Raw genomic sequence first — 18,587 nt, forward strand, 5'->3', positions numbered from 1 at the left:
AACCAGCAAGAAAGACTGCATCTAAAAAGAAACCAGCAAGAAAGACTGCATCTAAAAAGAAAAGAAAACGTTAGAATAAATTTTCTATACCCTTAAAGTAGGTTTTACATCAATATTTTTACAATGAAAAAACGTGGGCCCATCATTACTATTTCTGGAATTGTATTGATTGTAGTTTCACTTTCGATTGCAGTATCTACTGTTCCATCTAATGTCACTGGACCTGATGATTTTTCTGTATCCTCATTGTTTGAAGGCATGTTTGATGAAATTTCAAATGAGATTCAAATCATGCCTGATGACTCGGCACACTTTTCTTACACGACATATTCTTCAGATGTACCTCTTTTGTGGGGAATTCAAATTCTTGATTATCAAGATGGTGATAAACTGTCAATAATTATTTCAAATATTTTTGGTGATAGTTATGGAACCTTTGTTCAAGACGAACCAATTCTTTTTGAAGTCTTACAAATATCTCAATCTGACACATTGAATCTTGAAATCCAAAACCTTGGTGAAAGAAGTGTTACTGTGGTTGCTATGTTTTCTGAAGATCCTGAAAATTCTGAATCTTTGACTAATCCAAACTCCCCTGTAATGAATATGGTTTTACCATTAATGATCTCTGGATTTTTACTTGTTTTAGGAATTATAGTATTGATAGTTGGAATTATTGTAATACTGGTGGATCTGAAAAATAATCTAGATAATAAAAGGAATTATTGAGGGTTTACTTCCATTTGACCAAACTTTCCTTTTGTTAAAGAGACTTCACCTTTGAATTCGTTGGTGTATCCATTTGTTATCACAACAACATCTCCAACATTTACTGCTTTGATATCATCTCCCCACAATGTCAATTTCATTTGGTCATCTTCAGTTTCACCATCAGCTATAACTGCATCACAGACGTCAACTGTACCCCCACTTTTTAGATTTACAGTTCTTGGGTCTCCTTTGCTTTTCACTTCTGCTTTAGCATTTATTCCACTTCGCATTTTTTTTACTTGTGAAATTGGTATGTATTCTGCCATGTATTTTTGAGTCCATTGTGCACGATTATAAGCTTTGTTAAAACTTCTTTAAAACAACAGATCATTTTTCAAATTTTTCCCAATAGTAATCGAAAAATACTGCTCTTTGTCCATTCTCATTGCAGAGATATCGAAGCCCGGTCAACCGAGAGGGACTCAAGATCTTCCAAATAGGAAATCCCTTCTTTTAGGAGTTCGTGGGTTCAAATCCCACTCTCTGCACTAAATTTTATACAAAATTACAAATTTTTGAAATTAAGCAACAAGTGTCTTAACTTTGGTTACAGAATGCTCTGAAATTACCTTGTGCATGTCTGCCAAATTTTCGTCCTTGAAGGATAGATTGCATCTAAAACACTTCCAAACCATCTCAGACATGCATGATATAGGCGCAATTTGCTTATAAAGATATTGCATGATTGATCCAATTTTTTACAATACATGATCATTGTTTTGAAAAAATTGTAATTTTTTTAATTTTTTGGATCAGAATCAAATTATTTTGTGACTAAAACCCGATCCAAGGGTTTAGAAACAAAAAAGCTGACATAATCTTTGAAAGATGGCAGATATTTTTGAAATTTTTGGCGAATTATCCTATTTTGGAATTTTTTTAGTACTGATTCTAGTAAACGCATCTCCAATTTTGATGCCACCGAGCTGGATTGTTCTAACATCATTTTATCTTCTTGATCCAAACTTGAACGTAGTCTTTCTTGCTACAGTTGGTGCTACTGGTGCCACACTTGGTAGATTTTTTCTCAAAAAAATCAGTGGATTATTTAGGAAATTTGTTGGAGAAGAACAAAAATCCAATCTTGACATAATTGGAGATTATCTAAATCATAAAAAATATGGCTACTTGCTTGCATCATTTCTTTTTGGTGCCACTCCTCTTCCAAGTAATATGCTGTTTATCACCTATGGTCTAATGCGTGCAAAAAGCATTGGAATCTATGTCGGATTTTGGTTTGGTAGAACAATCTCTTACATCATTATGATATATTTTGGAAATGCTGTTTTACAACCTTTTTTGGAAATATTCGAAGATCGTCTTACTGGAATACTACTAATTGACGGTGTTGGAATTGGGGTGATTGTTCTCTTTGCATCTATTAACTGGACTGTTTTAATTACTCAGAAAAAATTAAAATTTGTCAAACCCAAAATCTGGAGGTTCTAAATGAAAGTTCTTGAATTACTAAAAAAGGATGTAAAAAAAATTATGGATAATGATTCTGCTCATGATTTCCAACATGTTATGAGGGTATACAAAAATGCACAAAAAATCTGTAAATATGAAAAAGCAAATGAAAAACTGGTTTTGAGTGCAACATTGTTACATGACATTGTTTCTTATCCAAAATCTGACAAGCGCTCAAAAATGTCTTCTATTCAAAGTGCTAAAAAGTCACAACAAATTCTAAAGAAATATAATTTTTCTAAAGATGAAATCACAATAATTTCAGACGCCATACGTGATCATAGCTTTTCTCAAAAGAAAATTCCCAAAACAATTGAAGGCAAAATACTTCAGGATTCAGATAGATTGGATGCCTTGGGCGCAATAGGAATTGCTAGAGTCTTTGCTACGGGTGGTTCTTTGAATAGACCATTTTACCATATTGATGATCCCTTTTGTAAAAAAAGAATTCCTGATGACAAAACATGGACTGTGGACCATTTCTTTCAAAAATTACTAAAACTTGAATCATTAATGAATACGAAATCTGGAAAAATAGAAGCAAAACGAAGAACCAAAATCCTAAGAGACTACCTTAAACAACTAAAACAAGAAGTTTAGCGTTCACGTACTTGTATAGATGAAATAATTACTCTGTTCCTTTGGTAATTAAAACAGAACATTTGGTATGTGCTAGAACCCCACTTGCAACACTTCCTAATACAATCTTTTTAAGACCTGTTTTACCCTGAGATCCCATTATAATCAAATCAATATTGTTGTTTGCAGCAAAAGCCACTATTCCATCTGATGATGAAGGATTGTGAATTATTTTCATTGATAAGGAAATGTTTTTTGCACTTGCCTGATCTTCTAATTTCTTTAGTATGGCCAAAGCTTCATTTTCCTCTTCCTCCTGAATTTCTTGCAACCTCTTTAGAGAAATTCCTGCAGAATCTGATACTTTAGATTGCAACACCGTTAAAACTATAATCTGTGAACTAAATTTTTCTGCTATCTCTAACGCTTTTTCAAATGCCTTTTGAGAGAATCCTGAACCATCAAATGGAACTAAAATATTTTTCATACACTTTGATGTTTGCCTTAACATTTATTTCATTTCTTTGTCAATGGCTGTTTTAGCCATAATCTACATATCTGTCGTATCTTTTTTCAATCTCTTTGTTTAATCCCGATTTTATTTTCTCATACTCATCATTCTTTCTAAAATCAATATACTTGCGGATGGCAGCAAATTCTTCGTCTGGTGGATATGATTCAAAGATTGGCTCTGCCATCTTTAGGTATTCTAAAGTTTTTTCACGAAATTCCTCTCTTGAGGGTTTTTTGATACCTCTCATTCTAAATTCAACTGCTGCCCAGCTTGCGCCTATTACGTGTGGGAGTAAATCAAATGCCCTTTGAATCTCGTAGCGTTCGTCGTTTCTCATGATTCTTGTAGAAATCTTGAAGCAGATTTTGCAAAATAAGTTACTATCATGTCTGCTCCTGCCCTCTTAATTGAATACAGTATCTCTTCAGTCATGTCTTTCTCATTTACATATCCTAATTGTGATGCTGCTTTTACCAATGCATATTCTCCTGAAACGCTATATGCTGATACTGGAACATTGAATCTTCTTCTAGTCTCCGCAATCAAATCCAAATATGATAGTGCAGGTTTTATCATGACAATGTCTACCCCTTCGTTGATATCAGTTTCCACTTCCATCATTGCTTCTCTAGCATTTGTATATGGAACTTGGTATGTTTTTCTGTCACCAAATTTTGGTGCACATTCTGCTGCATCTCTAAATGGAGAATAAAAGTTTGAACGATGTTTAGCTGAATGTGACATTATAGATACATCTGAGAATCCCTCATCATCAAGTGCATTTCTAATTACTGCAACTTGACCATCCATCATTGCCGAAGGTGAAACTGTATCTACACCTGCCTTTGCTTGACTAACGGCAACTTTTGAAAGCGTATCTAAACTAGTATCATTATCAATCTTGTTTCCTTGAACGATTCCACAATGTCCGGTGGATGTAAATTGGCATAGACATACATCTGCCATAATCACCATCTTATCTCCAAAGTTTTCTCTAATTTGAGAAATTGCTTTTTGGACAATTCCGTTATCATCAAATGCAGAAGTACCTGCTTCGTCTTTTTGAGTAGGAATTCCAAATAACATGATTGCAGGAATGCCTAAATCACTAATTGTTCCAACCTCATCATTAACATCATCTAATGGCAGTCTTTCAATCTCTGTCATTGATTCGACTTTGGTTCTAGTCTTTAGATCTTCTTGAATAAATACTGGACAAATGAAATCCTTTGGAGAAAGTGTAGTTTGTTGGACTAACTCTCTCATTTTGTCTGATGTTCTTAATCTGCGTAGACGTCTAGTTGGAAATGACATACTAGAAATTCTCTTTGGGTAAAATATAATCCTAGTCTGCCTCTTCTTGTTTTTTGTAGTCAAAGAGTTTACTTGCCAAATCCACAACATCAGGCTTGCCTTGTTCAGATGCCTTTCTGATATTATTCATTGGAGTTGAAACAATACTTTCTACTACTGCTTTTGTTAATTCATCAATAATCTTGATCTTTTTCTCATCTTTTTCATCAAGCATTTGGAGTGCCTTTTGGAGCTCTTTTTCTCTAAGTGAATCTATGTTCTTGAAAACATCTTTTACAAGCGGTTCGGCATCTAGTCTTTTCATCGAGGCTTCTAATACCGATACTTCTTCGTTAATTATATTTTCAACGGTTTTTACCTTGTTTAATCTTGCATTCATGTTTTTTTCTACCATTTCTGCAATTTGATCCAAGTTCATCAGTTTCACTCCTCCAATAGTTGCAACTTTTTCATCTACTGTTCGTGGATTTGATAAATCCAAAATCATTATTCCTTTGTCTTTATCTTTCATTGCTTCTGTAATTCTTTCATATGTTACAAGAAAATATGGCGCAGTTGTTGCTACAAATATTACATCATAATTATCAAACCCTGAAAGAACATGTTCGAACTTAATTGGATTTCCACCCATTGTTTCACAAAATGTTTTTGATCTACTAAGAGTTCTGCTGGTTACATCAAATGAATATCCTCGCCTCTGTAATGACTTTGCAACTAATGTAGATACTTCGCCAGTTCCTATAAGCAAAGTTTTCTTTGTTTTTAATTCATCAATGTTTTCTTCTGCAAGTTTAACTGCCATTGAGCCAACTGAAATCCCGCCCTTGCCAATTCCGCTAGAATTTCTAATTCTAGTACCTATTCTAATTGCTTTGTCAAATAATGTGTTGAGATGTTGACCTGATGCTTTTGTTTCTCTAGCTGATGTAATGGAATTTTTAATTTGGCCCAGGATTTGTTCTTCTCCTAATACCATGGAATCTAGTCCTGATGTTAACTTTAATAGATGGTGTAGTGCTTTTTGATTTTCTTCAATCTCCATATTTTCATCAAAAACTTGTAATTCTAGTCCTGCAAGTGATGCCCACGTCTTTTTTATTTTATCAAATTCCTGATTTTTTGATTTTCCAAACAATTCAATTCTATTACATGTTTGAATAATGACGCACTCATCTAATCCTGAATGCTTTTTGAATTGCTCATATGCAGTTTCAATGTCTTTTATTGTAAATTGTTCTAAAATATGGATTGGTGAATTACGAAAAGTCACACGTGCATTAATGATATTTTGATTCATTTCCAATTCCTCAATATTGTAATGGCTCGCTTCTCAGCTTTTTTCATCTGGCCGTCTTTTATTAATTGATCAATCTCCTTGTCATTCATGATACTTTGAAGGCATGCTCTTCTTTGTACTGGTGTTGTAATGCTCCTTTTTGCCATCTCTCTTGCGATCTTTTGAATTTTAATTTGATCAATGTCTTCTTTTGTAATGACTTTTCTAAATACCTCTTCTGATTTTCTTTTGAGTTTTTTTGACATTGCAGGGCTTTGACCTCCTGTAAAAATTGCTATCTGGATTATTTTCTCAAAATCAACTATGGATGGATTTGAGAAGTCACTTTCTTCAGGGTTATCTGAACTGTAAGTTACTATTTTCTTCTTTTTTCCAGCATTAATGATTTTTTGATTAAGTTTTTTGTCATTGGTTGTAGTTATTATGATGTCTGGTTTGTATTCTGAAATGAATTTTGTATTTTCAATTTTTTGTTTTTTTAATTGAATTTTTTTTGATTTTACAAATTTGCTAATTTGTGAATTTACTTTATCACTGATTACTGTAATATTGCATTTTTCTTTTATCAGGGAATTGATTCTTTTTTGTGCCTCACTTCCTCCCCCAATAACAATTACTGTTTTTCCCTGAATGTTTAGATTTACTATCATCGATCAAAAAGCCTTCGATTTCTATTTATGTATTAAAAATTTCAGCGTGTTTACCTAGCTACATTTTTAATTGAATGAAGGGGTCATTGTTTTGTTGACATCTATGGATGAATTGGACAAAGAACTTCTTAATGAAATTCAGTGGACATTCCCATTAGTTACAAGACCCTTTGATGAAATTGCAAAAAAATTTGATACTACTCCTGAGATTGTTAAAGAGCGTCTAAAGCAACTAAAAGAGATTGGTGTACTAAGACAGCTTAGTGCAATTTTTGATACGCGAAAACTTGGTTATACTAGCTCACTAGTTGCAATGGAAATTGAACATGACAAATTGGAATATGTTGCAAGTCAAATAAACAGACATCCCGGTGTTAGTCATAATTATGAGCGTGATCACCAATTCAATCTTTGGTTTACTTTGGCAGTTCCTCCTGGTTCTGATCTAAAAACTGAGCTTGAGAAATTCAATGTATTAAAAGGAATTAAAAAAGTTAGAATGCTTCCTACGTTACAATTATTCAAGATTGGTGTGAAACTTGACATGGTTGATGAAAAGAAACATGATGTTGCACCAACTGAGGAGAAAAAAGAAATTAAAAATGTAAAATTTGAACCTACTGAACAAGACAAAGATTTCATTCGTGAATTACAAAAAGATATGGACATAATTGATAAGCCATTTGTAAAGGCAGCTAACAATCTCGGAATTTCAGAAAATGAATTGTTTGAAAAGATGAAGTATTATGAAGAAATTGGAGTGATGCGACGTTTTGCTGCAATTCTAAGACATAGACAAGTCGGCTTTACTGCAAATGGAATGATTGTATGGAAAGTTCCTGAAGAAAAAATATCTGACGTTGGAGCCCAACTTGGTGCATTTCCTCAAGTAAGTCATTGTTATGAAAGGCCTACTTATCCTGATTGGCCTTACAATGTTTTTTCAATGATTCATTGTAAAACCCATGATGAGGCAAATGAAATGGCAAAAACAATTCAAAAACAAATCAATGTTGATGATTATAGAATTCTTTTTAGTTCTCGTGAATTCAAAAAAACACGTGTAGAATATTTTGTAGAGAACTCGTTTTCATTAGAAGAAACAGTCACTGCATCTTAAATCTCATTTTCATCATGTCCAACGACATGTATTGTGCAGAAATATTGATCATTCATGTTGCAATAAAATGCTGAATCCTCGCCACATTTTTTGCATGGAGGTTTCTCGTCTTCTTCTGATAGTTTTGTATGGTAAACCTTACTTCTACTTGTAATTGTGGAATCTTTGTAAATTCTCGTGAGATTAGTATAGTATTCTAATTCTCCTTGGTTTAGTGGCACATCATTTTTTATTTTTTTAATAATTGATTCCCATTTCTTATACTCTCCAATTTTGGCAAGCTTCATTCGTTCAATGACTTCTAGGGTTTTTTGAGAATCTATTGAAGAATTCATCTGCAAATTAATTTGCTTGAGGTGTTGCTTTTAATTCATATTCAGGCCATGTATTATACAATTCTTCAATTTCTTTCATATCTGATGCCGAAATGTATTGACCTTTTGTCATTTCAACATAATTTACAATTTCATCTTCACTAATCACTGTGGGAAATACTGATGCAAATCCTTTCTTTGTCATAATAAATTTCATTGCTAATTCTGTAATTGTCAAATCGTTTTTTTCTGCAATTGGTCTTAACTGTTCAACTTTTTGCAATGATGCTTTAATCCATTCTCCTTTTCTGACTGATCTATGATCTTTTTCATCAATTTTAGTTTCTGCATTTACTTTTCCAGTTAAAATTCCTGATGCTTCTGGAACTCTGACTAAAATACCAACATCTTTTTCTACAGCTTTTCTCATCAATTCATTTCCTGGTGTTTGTTCTAAAATATTGTAAACTGTTTGAACTGCACTAACATTTGGTCTTTCCATTGCCTCAAGACCCTCTTGTGTCCAACCAATTGCTGGACCTAATGCAACTTGATATGTTTTGATACTTCCATCTGCAATAAAACTATCAAGTACATTAAAAATTGAATTATCTCTAATATGTTTTAATTTTGGATTATGTAATCCGTACATATCTACATGATCTGTTTGTAATCTTTCTAAACTGTTTCTTAATGCTTTTCTTGTAAAGTCTTCATCAAATTTTTGTGGTAACTCACTATGACCAATTTGTTCTACTTCTGAAAAATCATAGCCGTATTTTGTTGATATTACAATTTCCTCTCTCATATCCTTGAAAACTTCACCGATTAATTTCTCACTTTTACCCTTTCCATACATGTCACCAGTTTCAAAAAAGTTAATTCCCAAATCATATGCTTTTTTTAGCATTCTTTTTCCTTCATCTTCTTCTATTTTTTTACCCCACCAATCTAATGCAATAGACCATGCACCAAATCCTAACTCTGATACTTTGATATCTGATTTTCCTAGTTTATTGTAATTCATTTCAACTTACTCCTAAACTATTTCCAGATCTTTAATTTCATCATTTATGTTTATCCAAAATTTGCACACGTGATATTGACCTTTTTAAAAAGTTGTTAACCTAAACTGGAAATCAATGGTACAATATCCTTTTTGACACACACAATCATGGGAATGTCATTTTTTACGTATGATGACACCTGAGTCTCTCTCAAATCCATTATCAAATCTTGAAAGTCTCTGACATTGTCTACCTCAAATGCTAACATGAAATCCTCATCATGTATTCCAAACGAGTATGTTGTGTTTAGGATAATTTGTGGATACTTCTTACTCACTTCAATATGTTCATCCATTATCTCTTGTCTTTTCTCTTGAGGTAGGAGATACCATTCTCTAGTTTTTGTAAATGGATAAACTATAACATGTTTCTTTGGTTCCATTCCTGTGATGAATCCGTGCTCCTTTCCTTGTCCTTTTACATATATTGATGGTCTTGAACATGATAGGTATGTTCTTGATGGAATGATATATTTTCCAAAAACAGTTTTGTATATTTTTTCTATGGCCTTTTGAATTTCTTCTAATGAATTTGCGACAAACCATAATAGAAAATCTGCATCGTCTCTTAGTCCTAAATTCGAATATGATCTATATTTTATACCTGAATTTTTTAAAATATTTTCTACCTCTTTTGCAGATTCTTCTTTTGCCAAGTCTGCCATCCATCTCCACTTTGGATCAACTTTGAAAAATGAGAAATTGAAATAATATTGTTCATTGTTCTCTGACATGTTTTGTAGAATTTGAAAACCCTATTTAAATAAAAACTAGATTTTCTATTGTGAAATTTCTATTAGTTTGATTATGCTGTTTGCTCTAAAACCCAATCATATCCTTCTGATTCGAGTTTGTCTGCAAGTGATGCATCACCAGTTTTGAGAACTTGACCTCTTGCAAATACATGGACAAAGTCTAGTTTGTCTAAGAATTTTAAAATTCTTGCATAGTGGGTAATGACAATTACTGTTGCATCTTTACCTGAAACTTGACTGATTGCTTTTGCAACTGCTTGAACTGCATCAATATCTAAACCCGAATCTGGTTCGTCTAAAATGGAAATTTTTGGTTTTAGTACTGCCATTTGCAAAACTTCTGCTCTCTTCTTCTCTCCTCCAGAAAATCCTTCATTAAGATATCTTGAAAGAAATTCTTCTTTTAGTCCAACTTTTTCTAAATTCTCTTTGAGATATTTCTGGAATTCTCTTACTGTGATGAACACTTCTCTGTCATCACCTTCAAGTGCTTTACTTAGAGAATTGTAAGCTGTTCTAAGAAAGTGAGAAAATCCAACACCTGCAACCTCTGTTGGGTATTGAAATCCTAAGAATAATCCCTTCTTTGCTCTTTCATCTGCTGTTAATTCTAAAATGCTTTCACCATCTAACAAAATATCTCCTTGTGTAACTTCGTATTTTGGGTGTGCAAGTAATGTGTAAGCTAATGTACTCTTTCCTGAACCGTTTGGTCCCATAATGGCATGAACTTCTCCAGGACCTGTTTTCAAATTAACACCTTTGAGAATCTCTTTTCCTTCTCTTGTTACATGAAGGTTTTTGATCTCAAGAATTGCCATGTTGCGCAATGCTTTGTTTCTATATATAATACCGACGAAATTTAGCTGATCCTAACGTACGTTTTTGATAATAAAATGAAAAGAGGGGGGGATGTTAGTATTTGGCCAGAGATGGTCTCAAAGTAATTTTGAGTTTGTAATTTGTTAGAATCTCTTTACATCTATTTCTGATAGTAACTTCAGTTACTCCTGCAATACTTGAAACGTCTCTTTGGAGTACGCTTTGTCCAAGCAGGACTGATGACACATACAGATATGCTGCAGCAATTCCATTTGGGGCTTTCCCATCTGCAATACTGCTGTCTTTAGTTTTCTCTGCAATTTCCAAGGCTAATCTTTCGACTCTTACCTCAGTTTGTGTCATGTTTGCTATCTTTGAGATGTATTTGTCCATGGTCACTACTGGGGCAGTTAATTGTCCCATTTCCATTACCATGGTTCTATAGTATCTTGCTGCAAGTTTTGTTTTTGATTTTACGTCTTTTGGCGGACATATTCCTCGAATAATTTCTTCTAACGATCTTACTACATCACATTGTTTGCATGCCATGTAAATTGTAGCAGCTGTAATGCTTACTACTGACTTTCCCTTCACATCAACATGTCCATCCAAGTTTCTGTATATCATAGAAGCAGTCTCCAACACATTTTTTGATAGACCTAGACCATCACATGTTTCGCCCATTTTTGTTAAAACATTTGCAAGTCGTCTTTCTTTTGGTGAGGATACTCTTACTCTTTGTTGCCACTTTCTGAGATTATGCATTTGGTTTGCGACTTCGTGGTTGATTGTTTTTCCACTAAAGTCCTTTGTACTAATTGCTATCTCAGTTGTAATTCCCAAATCATGTTGGGAATAAGTTGTTTGTCCGGTCGCTCTTGCTAATTTCATTTTGTCTTCAAGATTCGAACTTATTGTTTCTGGACCATAATCTGCTACTTGATCTGCAACTACTACACCACAGCCAGAGCAGATTATTTCTCCGTTCTGCATGTCATTAACTACTGTTGCTTGACATTCAGGACAGTTTTGTTTTTCTAGTATGTTCATTTTTTTCTTCTCCTAAATTTTTTCTTTGAATTGTCAGGAGAATGTTCAGTTGCGAAAACACTTTTGCCAATGTATTTTTTGATGTTGTTTGTCAACGGCGTTGCCGATGCAAATGGTCTTCTTACTGGACCAATCAATTCCATTACTTTTGCAACTCTAGTTCCCTTCTCGTCGCAGAGTATCTGTCCTTCAACTAATTTGTTTGATAGTTGAATGATTACCCTGCCACTACCGGCTAGGTGCATTATTTCGCCTACCTCCTGCAATTAAAAACACTAATCATGATATTCTTATCATAGACTTCTGTCAACTTTACTTTAGCTAAGAGCTAGATTTGATTTTATTTTGATTGTTTGGACCTTTTTGCAACAAGTTTTTCGGAAATTTTGTTAAGAATTTTTGTCTTAGAGGATCCTTTTGGCAAAACAACATATCCTGATCTAACAAATGGTCTTTTTGGGAATCGTACTTTGTCATCGGATTCTGTTATTTCAAATCCTGCAGATTTTGTTGCATCCATTAATTCTTTTAATGAAGGATCAAAAACACATTTGTCTAATCCTAGTCTTCTACCTTTTGATTTTTTTAAATTCTTGTTGAAATAATCCAACCAGATTACGACATGTTCGTAATCTTTCATTTTATTCCTTTACTAAAATTGCGTTTACTATTCCGTTCTGTCCTGGTTTGGAAACTACTCTACACTTTCCTTCCTGTGTTTCTAATATTGCACCTTTTGTAATGATGCCACGTCTTTTGTAATCATTGTTTGTTGCATTATCTAATACTTTGAGAATTTTTGTTTTCTTTACTTTAGCATCTCCTGTTGCAAGATTAACAAAATCAATTGTTTTAACAGCTGTTTTTCTATTTTTTCCACGGACTGCTCTTGTTATTGTTACTTGAGCTCCTGTTTCAGCTTCATTTGGATATCTATCAGTTTCATACTTTCGTCTAATTCTAAGTGGATGTCTTCTTCCTCCAGTTGTTTTACTGGTTGCTAGATTCTCTACTGATTTTCTCACGAAAACTTGTCTGAATCACTCTAATTTATACAAAACGCAAAAAATTAGCCTTAAAGTAAAAAATCCTAGTTTACTTCTGTTACCATTTGAGGTGGGGGATTTGTATGTCTTGTACTTGCAGTCTTTCTTACTTTTGAGAATAATCTTTGTTTTAGATCTTCTACATCTCCTTGAATTCCAAAATATTTTTGAAACTTTTCTGTTGTGGTGTAAATTTTGATTCGCCCAACATTTTGATGACTAATGTAATCTAATTGTCTAAGCTCTTTTAGATGTGCATAAACACCCGAACCTCTAACTTCGACAAGTTGCTTTGATGATATTGGCTGTTGATATGCAATGTATGATAATGTCTTGAGGGTAGCATTTGGAAGAACTGGTTTTGAAGCATATCTTTTGACTGTAGCACTGTACTCTGGTTTTAACTGCATAACATAGGATCCGTCAGGTAGTATGACTACTTCTAACGCCTTAAAGGCAGACTTTGTCTTTTTCATTATGTTTTGAAGAATATCTAGTGTTTTTGTCCTTGACTCTGTGCCTGAGGCTTTGATAATGTCTTCTATTCGTAGTGGTCTGCCTGCTGAATAGAGTGCCGCCTCAACTCTTGCTGTTGCTTCGTCAATATTATCGATTTTGGCCAATTACTCGTCTATTCCTACAAAATATAGTTAAAGAAACCCTTTCTTCATTTTTGATCAGTTTGTTAATTCTTCGAACAGTTCATTGACACATCCAAAGGAAGAGAATATCTGGAATCATTAGGAGATTCATGGAAATTGCAGAATCGTGTGGATTGAATCTTTAGAATTATTTTTGAGAAATATTACAAAGAACTATTATTGTAAAATTATTTTTTTGGAGTTTCCATTTTTGGCAGGATGTGTTTAATAATTTAGCAGCAGACTCTAGACATGGCAAAAAGGGTAACAGTAATGATAGACGATGACCTTGACAAAAAAATAAGGATGCTTCAGGCAAAGAAGATACGAGACACTGAAAAGTCCGTAAGCTTTTCAGCAGTGATTAATGACTGCCTGAGAAAAGCACTTTAAACTAGATCCAATCCTGCGGTTAGATGCATGTGATTTTCATGATTCAATTGTTTTTTTGTTTCTTCTAAGGAAAACAACTGTCTGCTATCATCACGACATTTTTGAAATAATAATTGGCCATCTAAATTGCAAATAGCTGACAATCTCACATTTTTGTTCGATGTCATCAAATCTTCTAAAAAACTCTTATAATCTTCCATTATTTCATTAGTTTTTACTATTAAAAAATATGATCCTATCTTATCAACATATTCTTATTTGAGAAAACTATCTCTTACACTGACTAAAATATTCCAAATTTACTTGATTCTATATCTTCTTTTATGGTGAGTTTGAATCTGGGTGATTTACTTTCTAGATGTGATTTCATGAGTTTTGTGTATTTTTTTGTCTGAGTGTAGATTTTTCTGATCGTAAATATTGAAGATTGACCTGAGTTTAGAATTTAGTGATTTTCTAGGCACAAAAACTGATCATTTGTTAAAGTAAATGCTTGTCAAAATGAGCTATACTTCTTTTATCATCGTAATCTTGATATCGTCTTCAAACTGCTCCAAGTCTACTTTTTGGTCTCTTGCCAAAAACAATATTGCAAAAAAGCATCTGATTGAATCAACAGAGTCAAGCTCTGAAATTATATTCTGAAGTAATCCGTATCCTGCATCTGCAATTTTTTTCATTACCAAGTCTTCATATTTTCCAATTATACTTTCAAGTGAAATAAAATATTCCTGAAAGTCAGGTGCCTCAATTGGTTCTATCTCTACTTGTCTGTTTCTTCTTGATTGGGGATTTGCAATTGTACCGATTAGATTCTGAAGTAATCCTAGCAAATCATCTAATGAAACTGGATATGTGGATTCATGTCTGTATGGCATATCTATTAAATCAATATCTACATCTGTTCTTTGATGCATTGGTTTTTTCTGCATCGCTGCTCTTTGTAATGCAAAAATACTTTCAACCTTCATTCTGTAAATTAGTGATGAAGAAAGTGCGGCCATTCCTGCTACTTTGAGGTCTTTCTTACCTGATTTTTCAAGAATTTTTATCAACAAGTTTAAAATTTGAATTAAATCAATTTCCCAAACGTCTTTTTTGGCAACTGATTGAGGGCTAAATAGGATATTTACTGGTTCTTGAGATATGCTGTTAGGTGTTGGCGACTCGCTCACACGTGTATTCTCTTCATATTCAATAATATCTAAGGGCTCTATTTTTTTCTCATATCCAGTCAACTCTTATATTGTTAGTATCAAAAGTCACTTTATGAAATCTGCTAGAATTATTGGCCCTAATCAACCACTTGCAGTATCTGAATCTGAAACTCCAAAACCACAAGGACCTCAGGTTTTAGTTAAAGTCAAATCTGTAGGTGTTTGTCATAGTGATTTGCACTTGTGGGAAGGAGGTTATGATCTTGGAGATGGCCAATTCATGAAAGTCACTGATAGGGGAGTAAAATATCCTGTAACTCCTGGCCATGAAATTGTTGGAACCATTGAAGAAATTGGTGATTCTGTTTCTGGTATATCAAAAGGCGATGAAGTTCTAGTTTTTCCATGGATAGGTTGTGGTGAATGCCCTGCATGTAAAGTGGGAAATGAAAATCTCTGTGACACACCAAAATCAATGGGTGTTTTTCAAGATGGTGGTTATTCTGATTATTCTTTGATCCCAAATTTCAAATATTTAGCAAAACTTGATGGTGTTAATCCAGATTCTGCAACATCTCTTGCATGTTCTGGACTTACAGCATACAATGCAGTCAAAAAAGCTAATGCAAATTCTCCTGAATTTTTAGTCATTGTTGGTGCAGGTGGTTTGGGTCTCATGGCAATACAAATTGCAAAAGCAATCACAAATGCAAAAATTATTTGTATTGATAATGATGACAAAAAATTTGATACTGCAAAAGAAATGGGTGCTGATTATGTTGTAAACACCAATGTCTCTGCATCTGTATCTACTGGAACTGGAGGCCCAATTGAAAAAATAATTTCACTTTGTAATGGCAAGGGCGCTGATAGTGTAATTGACTTTGTCAATGCCCCACCTACAGTAAAAACTGCTTTAGCTGTTTTACGTAAAAGAGGAAATCTTGTATTGGTAGGGTTGTTTGGTGGCTCTTTGGAACTTTCTCTTGTTACAATCCCTCTCAAATCAATAACAATTCAAGGTGCTTATACTGGAAACTATAATGATATGGTTGAACTTCTTGATCTTGCAAGAAAGGGAACAATCAACCCAGTCATCTCAAAAAGATATACTCTTGATGAAGCAAATACTGCTTTAGAAGATCTTAAAGCCAGAAAAATTATTGGCCGTGCAGTAATTAATCCATGATCTAATTGTAACATTTGAAACATCATGTCCTGATTTTTCTAATTCTGCAGCAATTTCTTTTGATGGTGTTTTAGCATTGTTGTTAAGAATCTCAATAATTTTCTGGTCTACTTGACAAAGTAGACCAGACATCTTCACTCATACCGTCTAAGAATTTTTGGCTATTTTCATGTTTGTATCAAAAAGAATTGCCTATTCTTCTAAGATCCAACCTGATTCAAACATGGAACTATCTTGAATCTCACCTACCTCTGTTGCAAATCTCCAAATAAATGGAGAATCTGTACTCATCTGTTCTTTAATTTTTATCAATGATTCCATTTCAGAATTTAGATTTTCATCAGCTGTTTTGTGTTCTTTACAAAATTTACATTTCTCATCAAGTGTGATTGGGTCTGATTCAATTAGCGGATATGTTTTGCATGCTAGTGGCCTGTCTTTGTAAATTTTACATGGAAATCCATTATGTGGTGATTTGTTTCCGCTCTCTGTATCCAAGAAAGGGCAGGTGTTACCATTTTTATCAATGCCCATCATTTGATATGCTAAAATTTTTGTTGGAGGTGAACTACTGTCATTTGATATTCCTATCCTTGGTAAAATTTTAATATCTAGATTTTTTTCTTTTGCTAATTTTTCTATCCTTTCTTTTTCTTCAGGTAATATCAAAACTCCAATTTTTCCAAATTTTTTGCTGGGATAATATTCTCTTTCTATGCAGCATTGAGAACATTCTTCAACACATCTGAATTCCATATTTTTATTCTAATTTTAAAGCATAAAATTCATTACGCAGTTATGATTTTTTAAAAAAACCCTATCAGTTATATGCTCTTTATGCAAATTACTTTCATGGGTAAGCGCCAAGTAAAAAGTGAGAGTGCATTAAAAGAAATTCGTCTACCTGAAGAGGGTGAACTCTTTGGCAGAGTCCTCAAGATGCTTGGTGGAGAAAATGTCTTGATCAAATGTACTGATAATGTCACAAGACGAGGTAGAATTAGAGGAAAATTAAAGAGAAGAGTTTGGATTAGAGACAATGACATTGTAATTATTGCACCTTGGGACTTTAACGAAGCAGAAAAAGGTGATATTGTTTGGAGATTCACACTACCTCAAGTAGAATGGCTAAAGGAAAATGGGCACATTCCAAAAGATTTCTAATTTAATACCTTAGTTAATATAGTGAATAAATTCCTTGTAAACCAAATGGAACAAGGTACCGTAAAATGGTTTAACCGTACTAAGGGCTTTGGTTTTATTGAAAGAGAAGGTGGAGACGATCTATTTGTTCACAAAACAGATGTTGACGGATTCATCAACGAAGGCGATAAAGTCGAGTTTGAAATCGGTGAAGGCAAAAAAGGCCCAGCAGCACAAAAAGTCAAAAAAACAGAGTAGACAATGAATTTTTAATTTAAGATTTCATCTTATGTTTTCTTAACCTAGTCTATCTTTTTATTATTTTTACAATTATTTTTTAATCAAAAAATTTGTGGTCCCAAGCGAAGGAATTGAACCTTCGACAACCCGGTTTCTGTATGCCTGATATGCTGTTATTTGGTCAGCCATCTAAAGCCAACAACTACAGCCGGAAGCTCTACCAGGCTGAGCTAGCTTGGGACAAGAAAAACGAAGTTTACTGCTATTAAAAAACTATCGTAGCGATTTGATCTAGTAATCAATATAAGCATAAATAGCCTCCAAAATTGTTGATTGTTTAATGTCTGAACTAAAACTCTCATATTCTGGTTACGTTTGCGCACCTTATCTACACACCCATGAATCTATTGAACTTAAAGAATCCTGGATGACTTCAAAAAATATTGAAAGACTGTACTTTGTTACCTGTACTTTTTCATCAGAAAGCAAGCCTTACTTTTCAGATTCCACAAACCATTACCTTTTAGCTAAATTCAAGGATAGTGAAAAGATTACAAATGATCTGATTGCACATAATCAAGAAAAAACATCTTTTGTCTTTAATGTAAAAGACGATCTATTTGAGCATGAAGTTAATGGAGATGTTAATTTTGTATCTGTCTATTACATGGAATATGGTGAGGATGAAGATGTTTCTGAAATTGCTCAATTACTAGTCAAAAAAGACCAAATTGAGAAAGCTGGAATAGGTAATGTGGAAACTTTCTGTTCAAATCCCTCCAAATTTACATTTCCATACTCTGAAAATATTATTGTCATTGAAGTTGCAAGTGAGAAAAGTCATCAAAGTGTAAAAAAATACTGTGAGCAAACAAGACGAGATGCTAACAGAAGAGGACTGACAATGACCAATCTGATGAGTCTTTCACTTTTAGAGCAACTAAAGTAGAATATTTAACGTTTACACATATGACCAATAGAAAAGACTTGATCAAGCCATATTGATTTTAAGCCTGATTATGTGATTTGTAGAAGATAATTCATAATCAATAAATT

Annotated in this window: 27 protein-coding genes and 2 tRNA genes; 10 read left to right on the top strand and 19 right to left on the bottom strand. The window is 33.5% G+C overall.

Features of this window, described 5'->3' with window-relative positions; all coding sequences use genetic code 11:
* Positions 1–123: 123 nt before the first annotated feature.
* On the top strand, positions 124–729 hold the full coding sequence (locus tag C6989_RS06365) for a hypothetical protein (RefSeq protein ID WP_148703730.1): 606 nt from the start codon (positions 124–126) through the stop codon (positions 727–729).
* On the opposite strand, the gene C6989_RS06370 is transcribed toward C6989_RS06365, so the two are convergent.
* Positions 723–1,037: a single stranded DNA-binding domain-containing protein gene (locus C6989_RS06370; protein WP_048069404.1), complete on the bottom strand. Its 315-nt coding sequence runs from the start codon at positions 1,035–1,037 to the stop codon at positions 723–725. The two genes, C6989_RS06365 and C6989_RS06370, sit on opposite strands and share 7 nt — an antisense overlap.
* Before the next feature lie 121 nt (positions 1,038–1,158).
* Between C6989_RS06370 and C6989_RS06375 the strand changes: the two genes are divergently transcribed.
* Positions 1,159–1,259, top strand: a tRNA-Leu gene (locus C6989_RS06375).
* Positions 1,260–1,292: 33 nt separating this feature from the next.
* On the opposite strand, the gene C6989_RS10120 is transcribed toward C6989_RS06375, so the two are convergent.
* Positions 1,293–1,415, bottom strand: coding sequence for a hypothetical protein (locus tag C6989_RS10120; RefSeq protein ID WP_255464659.1), 123 nt, complete (start codon positions 1,413–1,415; stop codon positions 1,293–1,295).
* A 184-nt stretch (positions 1,416–1,599) separates the two neighbouring features.
* Here C6989_RS10120 and C6989_RS06380 point away from each other — a divergent pair, with 184 nt between their 5' ends.
* Positions 1,600–2,220 carry a hypothetical protein gene (locus tag C6989_RS06380; protein ID WP_148703729.1) on the top strand — a complete coding sequence of 207 codons (621 nt, stop codon included), beginning with the start codon at positions 1,600–1,602 and terminating at the stop codon, positions 2,218–2,220.
* Positions 2,221–2,841 carry an HD domain-containing protein gene (locus C6989_RS06385; RefSeq protein WP_182126697.1) on the top strand — a complete coding sequence of 207 codons (621 nt, stop codon included), beginning with the start codon at positions 2,221–2,223 and terminating at the stop codon, positions 2,839–2,841.
* 28 nt (positions 2,842–2,869) lie between these two features.
* Here C6989_RS06385 and C6989_RS06390 read toward each other — a convergent pair whose 3' ends face one another.
* From C6989_RS06390 to C6989_RS06410, 5 genes are read right to left on the bottom strand one after another with little or no spacing between them, the layout of a single operon-like run.
* Positions 2,870–3,307 carry a universal stress protein gene (locus tag C6989_RS06390; RefSeq protein ID WP_148703727.1) on the bottom strand — a complete coding sequence of 146 codons (438 nt, stop codon included), beginning with the start codon at positions 3,305–3,307 and terminating at the stop codon, positions 2,870–2,872.
* A gap of 52 nt (positions 3,308–3,359) precedes the next feature.
* A complete protein-coding gene (locus tag C6989_RS06395) occupies positions 3,360–3,671 on the bottom strand; it encodes a hypothetical protein (RefSeq protein WP_148703726.1) in 312 nt (103 codons plus the stop codon).
* Positions 3,668–4,648: a porphobilinogen synthase gene (gene hemB / locus C6989_RS06400; RefSeq protein ID WP_182126698.1), complete on the bottom strand. Its 981-nt coding sequence runs from the start codon at positions 4,646–4,648 to the stop codon at positions 3,668–3,670. The genes C6989_RS06395 and hemB overlap by 4 nt, the downstream gene beginning before the upstream one ends.
* A gap of 31 nt (positions 4,649–4,679) precedes the next feature.
* Entirely contained in the window at positions 4,680–5,945 is a 1,266-nt protein-coding gene (gene hemA / locus C6989_RS06405; protein ID WP_182126699.1) for a glutamyl-tRNA reductase, read from the bottom strand.
* A complete protein-coding gene (locus tag C6989_RS06410; RefSeq protein WP_182126700.1) occupies positions 5,942–6,595 on the bottom strand; it encodes a precorrin-2 dehydrogenase/sirohydrochlorin ferrochelatase family protein in 654 nt (217 codons plus the stop codon). The genes hemA and C6989_RS06410 overlap by 4 nt, the downstream gene beginning before the upstream one ends.
* 103 nt (positions 6,596–6,698) lie before the next feature.
* On the opposite strand from C6989_RS06410, the gene C6989_RS06415 reads away from it, so the two are divergent.
* On the top strand, positions 6,699–7,715 hold the full coding sequence (locus C6989_RS06415; RefSeq protein WP_182126728.1) for a siroheme decarboxylase subunit alpha: 1,017 nt from the start codon (positions 6,699–6,701) through the stop codon (positions 7,713–7,715).
* On the opposite strand, the gene C6989_RS06420 is transcribed toward C6989_RS06415, so the two are convergent.
* From C6989_RS06420 to C6989_RS06460, 9 genes are all read right to left on the bottom strand, one after another.
* Complete coding sequence (locus C6989_RS06420; protein WP_182126701.1) at positions 7,712–8,050, bottom strand: hypothetical protein; 339 nt, start codon at positions 8,048–8,050, stop codon at positions 7,712–7,714. The two genes, C6989_RS06415 and C6989_RS06420, sit on opposite strands and share 4 nt — an antisense overlap.
* Positions 8,051–8,057: 7 nt before the next feature.
* Positions 8,058–9,056, bottom strand: a complete 999-nt coding sequence (locus C6989_RS06425) for an aldo/keto reductase (protein WP_182126702.1) — start codon at positions 9,054–9,056, stop codon at positions 8,058–8,060.
* 95 nt (positions 9,057–9,151) lie between these two features.
* Positions 9,152–9,829, bottom strand: coding sequence for a chlorite dismutase family protein (locus C6989_RS06430; protein WP_148703720.1), 678 nt, complete (start codon positions 9,827–9,829; stop codon positions 9,152–9,154).
* A 71-nt stretch (positions 9,830–9,900) separates the two neighbouring features.
* Positions 9,901–10,671 carry a Fe-S cluster assembly ATPase SufC gene (gene sufC, locus C6989_RS06435; protein ID WP_148703719.1) on the bottom strand — a complete coding sequence of 257 codons (771 nt, stop codon included), beginning with the start codon at positions 10,669–10,671 and terminating at the stop codon, positions 9,901–9,903.
* A gap of 94 nt (positions 10,672–10,765) precedes the next feature.
* Positions 10,766–11,722: a transcription initiation factor IIB gene (locus C6989_RS06440; protein ID WP_148703718.1), complete on the bottom strand. Its 957-nt coding sequence runs from the start codon at positions 11,720–11,722 to the stop codon at positions 10,766–10,768.
* Positions 11,719–11,988 (bottom strand): H/ACA ribonucleoprotein complex subunit GAR1, encoded by a 270-nt coding sequence (locus C6989_RS06445; protein ID WP_148703717.1) that lies wholly within the window; start codon positions 11,986–11,988, stop codon positions 11,719–11,721. Before C6989_RS06445 ends, C6989_RS06440 begins: the two co-directional genes overlap by 4 nt.
* A 74-nt stretch (positions 11,989–12,062) precedes the next feature.
* Positions 12,063–12,362: a signal recognition particle subunit SRP19/SEC65 family protein gene (locus tag C6989_RS06450; RefSeq protein ID WP_148703716.1), complete on the bottom strand. Its 300-nt coding sequence runs from the start codon at positions 12,360–12,362 to the stop codon at positions 12,063–12,065.
* A gap of 1 nt (position 12,363) precedes the next feature.
* Positions 12,364–12,747 (bottom strand): 30S ribosomal protein S8e, encoded by a 384-nt coding sequence (locus C6989_RS06455; protein ID WP_148703715.1) that lies wholly within the window; start codon positions 12,745–12,747, stop codon positions 12,364–12,366.
* Positions 12,748–12,812: 65 nt separating this feature from the next.
* Entirely contained in the window at positions 12,813–13,391 is a 579-nt protein-coding gene (locus C6989_RS06460) for an SMC-Scp complex subunit ScpB (RefSeq protein WP_148703714.1), read from the bottom strand.
* A gap of 270 nt (positions 13,392–13,661) precedes the next feature.
* Between C6989_RS06460 and C6989_RS06465 the strand changes: the two genes are divergently transcribed.
* Positions 13,662–13,802: a hypothetical protein gene (locus C6989_RS06465; RefSeq protein WP_182126703.1), complete on the top strand. Its 141-nt coding sequence runs from the start codon at positions 13,662–13,664 to the stop codon at positions 13,800–13,802.
* A 506-nt stretch (positions 13,803–14,308) separates the two neighbouring features.
* On the opposite strand, the gene C6989_RS06470 is transcribed toward C6989_RS06465, so the two are convergent.
* Entirely contained in the window at positions 14,309–14,977 is a 669-nt protein-coding gene (locus C6989_RS06470) for a chromosome segregation protein ScpA (RefSeq protein ID WP_148703713.1), read from the bottom strand.
* A 94-nt stretch (positions 14,978–15,071) separates the two neighbouring features.
* On the opposite strand from C6989_RS06470, the gene C6989_RS06475 reads away from it, so the two are divergent.
* Positions 15,072–16,148: an alcohol dehydrogenase gene (locus tag C6989_RS06475; protein ID WP_148703712.1), complete on the top strand. Its 1,077-nt coding sequence runs from the start codon at positions 15,072–15,074 to the stop codon at positions 16,146–16,148.
* A 192-nt stretch (positions 16,149–16,340) separates the two neighbouring features.
* Here the strand turns inward: C6989_RS06475 and C6989_RS06480 are convergent, their stop codons facing one another.
* Positions 16,341–16,904, bottom strand: coding sequence for a YkgJ family cysteine cluster protein (locus C6989_RS06480; protein WP_182126704.1), 564 nt, complete (start codon positions 16,902–16,904; stop codon positions 16,341–16,343).
* Positions 16,905–17,000: 96 nt separating this feature from the next.
* On the opposite strand from C6989_RS06480, the gene C6989_RS06485 reads away from it, so the two are divergent.
* Together C6989_RS06485 and C6989_RS06490 are read left to right on the top strand one after the other, a co-directional pair.
* On the top strand, positions 17,001–17,312 hold the full coding sequence (locus C6989_RS06485) for a translation initiation factor eIF-1A (RefSeq protein WP_012214909.1): 312 nt from the start codon (positions 17,001–17,003) through the stop codon (positions 17,310–17,312).
* 45 nt (positions 17,313–17,357) lie between these two features.
* Positions 17,358–17,549, top strand: a complete 192-nt coding sequence (locus C6989_RS06490; protein WP_014962828.1) for a cold-shock protein — start codon at positions 17,358–17,360, stop codon at positions 17,547–17,549.
* A gap of 95 nt (positions 17,550–17,644) precedes the next feature.
* Here C6989_RS06490 and C6989_RS06495 read toward each other — a convergent pair.
* A tRNA-Tyr gene (locus C6989_RS06495) sits at positions 17,645–17,771 on the bottom strand.
* Between the two features lie 100 nt (positions 17,772–17,871).
* Here C6989_RS06495 and C6989_RS06500 point away from each other — a divergent pair.
* The gene (locus C6989_RS06500) at positions 17,872–18,480 is read left to right on the top strand and encodes a hypothetical protein (protein ID WP_148703710.1); all 609 of its coding nucleotides are present in this window, start codon (positions 17,872–17,874) and stop codon (positions 18,478–18,480) included.
* Positions 18,481–18,587 lie beyond the last annotated feature (107 nt).

Source organism: Nitrosopumilus sp. b2 (genome assembly GCF_014078535.1).
Taxonomy (GTDB): Archaea; Thermoproteota; Nitrososphaeria; order Nitrososphaerales; family Nitrosopumilaceae; genus Nitrosopumilus; species Nitrosopumilus piranensis.